9 protein-coding genes are annotated in these 9,403 nt (G+C 69.0%); 5 read left to right on the top strand and 4 right to left on the bottom strand.

Features of this window, described 5'->3' with window-relative positions; translation table 11 throughout:
• Both AC1DXX_RS09265 and AC1DXX_RS09260 read left to right on the top strand, forming a co-directional pair.
• Window positions 1–218, top strand: a 218-nt coding sequence (locus AC1DXX_RS09265) for an ABC transporter C-terminal domain-containing protein (protein WP_478133880.1), incomplete at its 5' end; no start/stop codon positions are given.
• A gap of 91 nt (window positions 219–309) precedes the next feature.
• Window positions 310–2,046, top strand: coding sequence for a phospholipase D family protein (locus tag AC1DXX_RS09260; protein ID WP_478133879.1), 1,737 nt, complete (start codon window positions 310–312; stop codon window positions 2,044–2,046).
• Window positions 2,047–2,055: 9 nt separating this feature from the next.
• Here AC1DXX_RS09260 and AC1DXX_RS09255 read toward each other — a convergent pair whose 3' ends face one another.
• From AC1DXX_RS09255 to AC1DXX_RS09240, 4 genes are all read right to left on the bottom strand, one after another.
• The gene (locus tag AC1DXX_RS09255; protein ID WP_478133878.1) at window positions 2,056–2,964 is read right to left on the bottom strand and encodes a copper chaperone PCu(A)C domain-containing protein; all 909 of its coding nucleotides are present in this window, start codon (window positions 2,962–2,964) and stop codon (window positions 2,056–2,058) included.
• A gap of 34 nt (window positions 2,965–2,998) precedes the next feature.
• Complete coding sequence (locus AC1DXX_RS09250) at window positions 2,999–5,317, bottom strand: TonB-dependent receptor (RefSeq protein ID WP_478133877.1); 2,319 nt, start codon at window positions 5,315–5,317, stop codon at window positions 2,999–3,001.
• A gap of 84 nt (window positions 5,318–5,401) precedes the next feature.
• A complete protein-coding gene (locus tag AC1DXX_RS09245) occupies window positions 5,402–5,773 on the bottom strand; it encodes a DUF2946 family protein (protein ID WP_478133876.1) in 372 nt (123 codons plus the stop codon).
• Window positions 5,774–5,784: 11 nt separating this feature from the next.
• Window positions 5,785–6,981 (bottom strand): TraB/GumN family protein, encoded by a 1,197-nt coding sequence (locus AC1DXX_RS09240; protein WP_478133875.1) that lies wholly within the window; start codon window positions 6,979–6,981, stop codon window positions 5,785–5,787.
• A gap of 64 nt (window positions 6,982–7,045) precedes the next feature.
• Between AC1DXX_RS09240 and AC1DXX_RS09235 the strand changes: the two genes are divergently transcribed.
• From AC1DXX_RS09235 to AC1DXX_RS09225, 3 genes are all read left to right on the top strand, one after another.
• Window positions 7,046–7,459, top strand: coding sequence for a VOC family protein (locus tag AC1DXX_RS09235; protein WP_478133874.1), 414 nt, complete (start codon window positions 7,046–7,048; stop codon window positions 7,457–7,459).
• A gap of 82 nt (window positions 7,460–7,541) precedes the next feature.
• On the top strand, window positions 7,542–8,141 hold the full coding sequence (locus AC1DXX_RS09230; protein ID WP_478133873.1) for a MarC family protein: 600 nt from the start codon (window positions 7,542–7,544) through the stop codon (window positions 8,139–8,141).
• Window positions 8,142–8,260: 119 nt separating this feature from the next.
• Window positions 8,261–9,385, top strand: coding sequence for a toxin-antitoxin system YwqK family antitoxin (locus tag AC1DXX_RS09225; RefSeq protein WP_478133872.1), 1,125 nt, complete (start codon window positions 8,261–8,263; stop codon window positions 9,383–9,385).
• Window positions 9,386–9,403 lie beyond the last annotated feature (18 nt).

Here is a 9,403-nt window from a genome sequence, read left to right as displayed (position 1 = left end):
CCTATAAAGAGCAGCGCGAGCTGGACGCCCTGCCCGCGCAGATCGAAGCCCTCGAGACCGAGCAGAAGCGCATCACCGAGATGCTCGAGCTCGACGGCGGCGCCATCTACGCCGCCGACGCCTCGCGCGCAGCAGAACTGAGCGAACGCCACGCCAGGATCGACGACGAGTTGCTCACCGCCATGGAACGACAGGAAGAACTGGGCACTGCGCGTTAACACCAGCCCCTGTCGTCCGCCCGTCCGACGCGCGGCAGGCGGCGACTAGGCTATATATGCGGCACCCACCCCCAGCCCAGGGAAATGCCGCATGCCCTCGCCTTTTACGCTCCTCGGTCGATATGTCGTGCTCGCCACCGCACTGGTGCTGGGCGCCTGCGCGCAATTGCCGCAAAACGTCGACCGCCCCGTGTCGACGGCCCTGGCTTCCCCGAACGACACCCCGCTCGCAGCCCTGGTCCGCGAGCGCCGGCAGGCCGACGAGGCCCGCTTCGAATCGGGCTTCCTGCTGCTCGGCGGTCCGCAGGCCGCCTACGGCAGCCGGCTCGCGCTGATCGAAGGCGCGCAGAAGACGCTGGACCTGCAGTACTACGCCATCCACGCCGATGCCAGCACCGGCCGCCTGCTGCGCGGACTCCGGTCGGCCGCCGAACGCGGCGTGCGCGTGCGCGTCCTGCTCGACGACTTCCACAGCACCGGTCGGGACGCCCTGGTGCTGGGCCTGGCCTTCATTCCCAACATCGAGATGCGCCTGTTCAACCCGCTCGCGGGTGCGCGCGGCTCCACGCTGAGCCGCATGCTCAATGCGATCGACGATGCCTCCCRCATCCAGCAGCGGATGCACAACAAGCTCTTCCTGGCCGACAACGTGCTCGGCGTCACGGGCGGCCGCAACCTGGGCGATGCCTACTTCGGCAACGCCGCGAAGGGCAATTTCATCGACGTGGACGTGCTCGCGGCCGGCCCGATCGTGCAGGACCTGTCGCGCAGCTTCGACAGCTACTGGAACAACGAGCGCGCCTACCCGGTGCAGTCGCTGGTCACGCGCGAGGAACTCCAGGCGATCCGCGAGCGGGCGCAAAGGGCCGACAAGGAACTGGCCGAAGAGGAAACCCGCCTCCAGTCGGAGACGCCGGGCGCCCCGCCAACGCCCTCCTCGCCCAATGCCCCGCCCTCGCCCGCTCAACGCGCCCGCGCCTGGGACAACAAGCCGCTCGACCTGCGCACCGCCACCTTCGTCTGGGCGCCGGCCGTGATGCTGGCCGACCAGCCCGGCAAGATCCCGGCCGACACCGGCCCCGGCGCGGCGCGAGAACCGGGCCTGGTGGTGAGCCAGCCCGGCGATCCGGCCCGCACCTCACGCGGCGCGGCATCACTGGAAGCGACATCCGACCTGGTGGCCAACGGCGAGACCGTGGTCGAAGGCCTGCTGCAGCTGATCGGTCAGGCGCGCGCCGAGCTGCTCATCATCTCGCCCTACTTCGTGCCCGGCGCGGACATGAAGCGGGCCTTCGCCGCGGCCCGGGCCAAGAATGTCCGCATCCGCGTGCTGACCAACTCGCTGGCCTCGAACGACGCGCCGGTGGCGCACGTGGGCTATGCACGCCACCGGGAAGAACTGCTCAAGATGGGCATCGAGCTCTACGAGCTGCGCAGCGAGCAGGCCAGCTTCGGCAATGTCTTCGGTTCCTCGGGCGGCAGCAGCACCCCCGGCGAATCGCGCGYGATGCTGCACTCCAAGGTGCTGGTGATGGACGGGCGACTGCTGGTCGTCGGCTCGATGAACCTCGACCTGCGCTCGCAACTGCAGAACACCGAGATCGCGCTGCTGATTCGCAGCAACGAGCTCTCACGCCAGGCCGCGGAGCAGATCGAGCGCGGGATGCGCGAACGCGCCTGGCACGTCGAACAGGTCGATGGCACGCTGGTATGGCACGCCCCTGAAGGCAGCGGCCTGCAGGACACGACCACCGAACCCGACGCCAGCGCCACGCTGCGGTTGATGCTCAAGCTCTTCGGCCCGCTGGCGCCGGACCAGTTGCTGTAGGCGGCTCGGTCAGTGCTTGTGCTGGTGGGCCGACCCGCCAGCATCGGCACCTTCGGGCGCCCCAACAGGCAGCTTCAGTTCCAGCGCGGTCTTGACGCCCTTCGCATCTTCGAACTTCAGCGTCATCGGCACGGTCGCTCCTTTGGCCAGCGCGCCCTTCAGGTCCATCATCATCACGTGGTAGCCGCCGGGCTTGAGTTCAACGGTCTGGCCCGCGGGCAGGTCGAGGCCGCCGGTCAGCTCGCGCATCTTCATGGTGTCGCCTTCCATCTTCATCTCGTGCACCTCGGCCACGCCGGCGGCCGGCGTCGAGATGCCGACCAGCTTCGTGCCCGTGGGCGCGGTGAGCTTCATGAAGGCGCCCGTGCCGCTCTGGCCCGGCACCGACTGGCGCACCCAGCCGTCGCGCACATCGACCGTGGCCACGCCCTGCGCCACCACTTCGAGCTTCGCAGCCGGGCTCTTCAACCCCGCGGTCGAATTGCCCGACGCGGGCACCTCGGCCCAGTCGATGCTGCCCACGTCGCAGGTCTGCAGCACCTTGAACCACAACGGGCCCGGCGTGCCCGGCACCTTGCCGCGCAGCACGAACTCCGTGCGTTCGCTGCCGGGCAGCGCGTCCTGCGGCGTCTCGGCGGTCCAGCGCACCTCGCCGTCGCCGGTGTTCTTCTGCACGTCGAGCTTCCAGCCCTTGCGCGCCTGGGCGTCGCTCAGCACGAAGCCCTTGGGCAGGCGCACGGCCAGGCCAGTGGTGGCCTTGGCGCCTTCGCAGGCATGGCCGACGCGGAAGGCGGCGTTGTAGTCGCTGCCGACCGTGGCGCCGCCGGGCGGCAGAGTGACGTGGGCGACCGCGCCGGCGGCGCCCGTCAGCATGGCGCAGGCAGCGAGGGTCTTGATGGTGAAGGTGGGGATGTTCATGTCGGCATGTCCTTGGAAAGGATGAATGAAAGCGTCAAAGGTCGAACTTGAGTTCGGCCACGTAGGTGCGTTGCGGGTACGGGTGGAAGGCCCAATACTTGTTGTTGTTCAGGTTGTCGATGCCGAAGGCCGCGCTCCACTGCCGGTCGATCCGGTAGCGTATGCGCGCGTCGACCACGAAGAATTTCGAGAAGCCCATGTACGCGAAGCCGTTGGGGTCGCTGTTGTCCAGCGAACCGTACTGCTTGCCGCTGTAGCGCATGCCGACCGTGTAACTCCAGTTGGAATCCGGCCTGTAGGTGGCCAGCAGCGCGGCGCGCACCTTGGGCACGCGCGGCTGCTCGTGGCCGACGCTGGCGGGGAAGCCGCTGTTGGCGGTGATCTTCGAGTTCGTCAGCGTGAGGCTGCCGCTCAGGTCGAGGCCCTTGACGCCCACGTCGGTCGCGTTCAGCGCCACCTCGAGCCCGCGGGTGCGGATGGCATCGACGTTCTGCACCGTGCTCACGAGGTTGTTCAGCGCCTGGGTGTAGAGCGCGTCCTTCGTGTTCTCGAAGAACAGCGTGGTGCGCAATACGCCGTCGAGCCCCCAGCCATGGAGGTCGCGCTCGGCGCTCAGCTCGGTGGTCCACGAGCGTTCAGGACGCAGGTTCGGGTTGGTGTTGACGATGCGGTTGCCGTCGATCGAGCCCTGGTACAGCTCGCTCACCGTCGGCATGCGCACCGCGCGGCCGGTCGAGGCCTTGAAGAGCCAGTCCGGCGTGGCCTGCCAGGCGATGGCGGCCTTGGGCGAGTCGTAGCTGTTCTTGCGCGGCGCGAAGTCGAGCAGCTTCGTCGCATTGCCGAGCTGGCCGCCCCAGGCCTGCCAGCGCTCGTGGCGCAGGCCCAGCGTGGTCTTCCAGTCCTTGGCGAAGCGCCAGGTGTCCTGCACGTAGAGCGACTGCAGCCGGGTGTTGCCGTTGAAGGCGGAGAACGGGGTCACGGCCGGCCCGTTGATCCAGTCGAGCGTGTTGCCGACGCTGGTGCGCAGCTGCGCCGTGTCCTGCTGGAAGCCGAAGTCGACCACGTGCGCGCCCACGCCCTCGGCCGAGCCGGTGGGACGCCAGGTGCCTGCCGCCTTGAAGGTGTTCCAGCCCGAGCCGCCCATGTCGGTGGTGCGCCCGGGGCCGCCGTTGAAGGCGCCGGGCAGGGGCGTGGTCGGCGTGCGCGAGGTGTCGCGCGAATAGTCGAACAGGCTCGCGGCCACCTCCCAGTCGAACACGCCACCGGTGTGGCTCTTCACCGAGAGGCCGTGCATGTAGTGCGTGAGCGCAGTCTCGGTCGGTGCCAGCGCGGCGCTCGGGGCGTCGAGGTTGTAGGTGCGCCCCGCGATGTTGACCCGCCCCGAATACACCGGCTGCCCGAAGGCATTGCGCAGGTAGGTGTCGACGCCGCCGTGCGTGGTGTTGTTCCAGGCGCCCAGCGTGTAGGTCGCGCGGATGGTGGGCGAGAAGTCGTAGGCCACCTTGAGCTTGGCCTGTTCCTGCGTGGTGTCGTAGAGGGTCGCGCCGCCCACCAACCACCAGGGCTGGTTCGACGGGTTCAGCCCCAGCACCGCGCCGGTGACCGGCGTACCGGCATTGCCCACGGTGCCGGCGCTCACGAGCCGGTTGCCGAACACCAGCGCCTGCCCCTTGCTGTGTGTGCGCGAGGCGCTGAGCCACCACGACCAGTCGCCGCTGCGGCTGCCCAGCGACAGGTCGAGCTGCTGGCCCGCGGGCGACGAATGGCTGCCGTAGAGATCGAAATTCGAGGCAAAGCCGCTGAGCTTGACGTGCGCTTCCAGCTGCGTGGGCATGCGCGTCACGTAGTCGACCACCGCACCGACCGAGTTGCCCGGGTAGGCGGCCGAGAACGGACCGTAGAGCACATCGACCCGTTCGACCTCTTCCGGCGATACCATGCCCCAGCGCGGCGCGTAGGTGGCGCCGTTGCCCAGCGGGTTCGACAGCATGATGCCGTCGGCATAGACCATCGAGCGCGCGCTGTTGCCCGTGCCCGAGGCGCGGGTGGCAAGCACCGCATGGTTGAAGTCGCCGATATAGCGCTTGCGCACCACGAGGCTCGGCAGGTACTTGAGCGCGTCTTCGGCATCGGTCGCGTTGACCGTGTCGACGATCTGCTCGTGCGTGACGCCCTCGATGGTGGTCGGGATCTGCGCCGGCAGCGAGGTCGGCCGGCCGCCGGTCACGATCACGGGGCTCAGCGTGCGGCCGTTGCCGCCTTCAGGCGGATCGCTTGCCGGCTGCTGCGCCCACGCGGGCGCGCCGAGGGGTAATGCCATGGCGATCGCCAAGGCGCGGGAATTCTTTTTCATTGGGAACCTGCTCCACGAACTTCAAGCCGGACAGACCGCAGGCGCCCTTCGATCGGACGCACGCAGCCACGGGTTTTGACAGTTTCAGGAGAAGGTCGGCGGCCCGCGCGCCGGCAACGGCGCCGCGGTGGCCGCGGCAAGGCGCGCAGCAGGAATGGGCCGGACCACGCGGCCCAGCGGCAGGGGAAGGTCGAAAGAAGCCGCGGCCACGGCCGGCGGCGGTGCGCCGGTCAGCACGCACAGCGGGCAGTCCATGTGCGAGGCGCCCATTTCCTGCACGCCGTCTTCGGTGTGCACCACCGCCTTGATGGAGCCGGCGCCGGAGCACACCAGCTCCATCGCCTGCGGATGCACGATGGGCGACGCCACCGCCACGCCCAGCGACAGCAGGAACCACAGCAGCACCCAGCGGCCGATGTGGCCGAGGAGGCGGGTGTGGGAGCGCAGCAGGTGCATGGCGATCGCAATTATCTGCGCACTTTGCCTTTGGGAGCCGGCGCTTTCGAGCCCTTCTGGGCCGGGGCGGCCTTCGCCGACTTGGCGCCTTTCGCGGCCTGCGCGCCCTTTTGCCCCTTGACGGCCTTGCCGCCGCGCACAGCCTTGCGGGCCGGCTCGGGCGCGGAGAGCGCCGGCATCGGCAACGCCGCCTGCGCCTCTGCGCTCGTCAGCACCGGCGTCACCACGAAACCGCGCGATGCCATCAGCGTGGGCAGTCCCTGCGGGCCGATCATGTGCAGCGCGCCAACCGCGGCGAAGACGCCCTTGCCGCCCGCATGCAGGCGTTCGATGCCGTCGGCCAGCCCTGGATTGCGGTCGTCGAGCAGGCGCTTCATCAGCCGCTGCTCGGCGGGTGTACGAAGGCAATCGCACCATTCGGAATAACGGGCCAGCTTGTCGGCGTCGCTGCGCGCCCAGACATCGGCCAGCGCCTTCATCTGCCCGCGCAGCTTGCCCGACTCCAGTTCGTCGAGCGCCGCGTCGATCTGTTCGGCCTCTTCCGATTCGGACTCGCCGGTCAGCGCCTTCAACTGGTCGGCCGCGTTCTCGAGCGCGAAGATCGGCTTGTTGCTGTTGCGTGCGGACACCGCCATCGTCTCGTCGACGCCGAATTCCGGGTACAGCCCGTCGGCGCGCGCCACCAGGCCGGCCAGCGCCGTGACCTGCAGGATGGGCTGCAGCCTTGCCATCGCGCCGGGCGGCACGCAGGCCTCGGTGTTCTGGCGCTCCAGCCGGCGCGCGCGTTCACCACTGAGCACGCGTGCCAGCAGGGCCGGATCGGCCGGTTGGGCCATGGCCCGGACGGTTGCCTCGTCGCGCGGGTCGATCTCCAGCGCGAGCGTGTTGCTCTGGGCCAGCGCCTTCTGCACGGTGGGACCGGGCCGGACCCATTCGGCACGGCCGATGTGGATGGTTCCGTAGAGCCACGAGGTGCGCCCGTCGCGCTCGATGCGCCAGAGCAGGCCGCGGTCGACGCCGTTGCGCAGGCCGGCGCCCGGCTTCTCGAGGCTCGCGATGGCCGAGGGCGGGCAGGCGGCATGCGCCGCGACCGCGAACACGCAACAGACGCCCGCCAGAACCTGGCGCGGCAGACGCTTCACAGGGCGCAGTGGCGCCGACAAATCGAAATTGCGCTTCAGCGCAGCGAGGATCCGGAGTATCCGCAAGGCCTGCTCCATGATGAAAGAAAGTCCGGCATTCTCACAGCACCGCTGCCCATAATCCGAAACCATGCAGAGCATCTTCCACCTTGCCTTCCACGTTCGCGACCTCGACGGCGCACGCCGCTTCTACGGCGACGTGCTCGGCTGCGCCGAAGGCCGCAGCACCGACACCTGGGTCGATTTCGACTTCTTCGGCCACCAGATTTCGCTTCACCTCGGCGAGCCCTTCGCCACCGCCCGCACCGGCCGCGTCGGTGACGTGATGGTGCCGATGCCCCACTTCGGCCTCGCGCTGGCCCTGCCCGACTGGCAGGCGCTCGCCAAGAGACTCGAAGCCGCCGGCACGGACTTCGTGCTCAAGCCCCAGGTGCGCTTCGAAGGCCAGCCGGGCGAGCAGTGGACCATGTTCTTCAGCGACCCGTTCGGCAACCCGATCGAAGTCAAGGGCTTCCGTTCCCTCGACACGCTTTACGACAAGTGAGCCAGCGCCGGGCCGCCCCAAGCAGGCTCGCTGCCCCCTCGGGGGGCAGCGACGACACGAAGTGCCGAGCGTGGGGGCTYGCATGAGCTACACCTTCGCATCGGCCACCGTGCTGTTGCTGCTGATCACCGATCCGCTGGGCAACATCCCGATCTTTGCCAATGCCCTGAAGGGCGTGGCGCCGGAGCGGCGCACCCGGGTGATCATGCGCGAGGTACTCATCGCCTTCGCGCTGCTGCTGGGCTTCATGTTCGTGGGCGACGGCTTTCTGCGCGTGATGGGGCTGTCGGGCCTCTCGTTGCAGATCGCCGGCGGCGTGGTGATGTTCCTGATCGCRCTGCGCATGATCTTTCCGCCCGAGCACGGCCTGGCGCCCGTCGCCACGCCGGCCGAAGAACCGCTGATCGTGCCGCTCGCCGTGCCCGCGCTGGCCGRCCCCTCGGCCCTGGCCACGGTGATGCTGCTGGTGTCGCAGGCGCCCGAGCGGCGGCTCGAATGGGTGGCGGCGCTCAGCGTCACGATGGCCGTGTGCGCCATCGTGCTGGTGCTGGCCGAGCGCATCCAGCGGCTGGTGGGTGAGCGCCTGGTGCTCGCCTTCGAGCGGCTGATGGGCCTGATCCTGGTGGCCGTGGCGGTCGAGATGATGATCCGCGGCGTCAAACTGCTGGCGACGGAACTATGACTGCCCCCCGGCTGCGCGCACTTCGTGCCGCTTCTCCTTCCCCCTCCCGGGGGCAATACCGGAGGCCCGGCAGGGCTGGTTCCTCGGTGTTTCGCGTCTTTGCTGCAGCGCTTGCTTTCTTGTTCTTCGCCGGCGCGGCCCACGCGGTGCAGGACTGCGAGCTCAACGGCCGCAGCGTGAGCCCGTCCGACGGCAGCACCACGGCCGGCAAGACCGGCCTGATGCGCTGCAAGGACCACGCGACCGGCGAACTCCAGCGCGAGCAGCAGGTACAGAACGGCGTCTTCATGGGCCTGGTGCGCTTCTACGAAAAAGGCAAGCTCGCCAGGGAGCACACCGTCAACGCCAAGGGCAACATGCAGGGCCGCGCACGCGAGTTCTCGCCCAGTGGCCAGGTGCTGCGCGAGGCCACCTACGACGACGGCCAGGAACGCGGACTGGTGCGCAGCTTCTACCCCGGCGGCCAGCTGCGGCGCGCCACCTTCCACTCCGACACCGGCGCCGGCGCCGAGCGCGCCTTCGTCGAGTTCACCGAGCGCGGCCAGATGTCGATGCTGCGCTGCGGCGAGGCGCCCGTGCTGGCGCCGGCAGCCGACGATGCAAAGCTGTGCGGCTTCGCTGGCGGACCGTCGCAGGTCGATCTGTTCGATGCGCGCGGCACGCTGCGCTCGCGGGTTTCCTACGTGTCGGGCAAGCGCGTGCGCAGCCAGGAGTTCTACGACAACGGCAAGCCCTCGACGCTGGACGAGACCACGGGCAACCAGCGCATCGAGCGCAGCTTTTCATCCGAAGGCGTCAAGCGCCGCGAGACCGTGTGGCTGCTGGTCGAGCGCACCGCGATCCGGCAGCGCGAGCAGGAGTTCTCCGAAAAAGGAACGCTGGTGCGCGATCAGCGCTGGAATCCCGCGGGCGAGCCGATCCGCGACGACAGCTACTACCTCAACGGCCAGCCGCGCAGCAAGGCCGTGTACAGCGGCACCGGCAATGCGCGCACGGTCGAGGTCACCGAGTTCTACGACAGCGGCCAACGCGCCGCGCACGGCCGCTACCTCGCGCCGGGCCGCAACCGGCAGGTGCCGGTGGGCACGCACCAGCGCTTCAGCGAAAAGGGCACGCTGCTGGCCGAATCGAGCTTCGATGCCAAGGGCCGCGTGACGCGCGAACGCGCCTGGGACGAGAACGGCGAGCTCCAGCGCGACGACGAGGTCTTTGAAGACGGGTCGCGCAAGGCATACACCCAGTAGGCGACGCCTTGGGCGGGC

This window comes from Variovorax sp. P4_B10 (assembly GCF_056402375.1).
The sequence above is the reverse complement of the archived record's forward strand: the minus strand, read 5'-3'. Positions and strand labels throughout refer to the sequence as shown.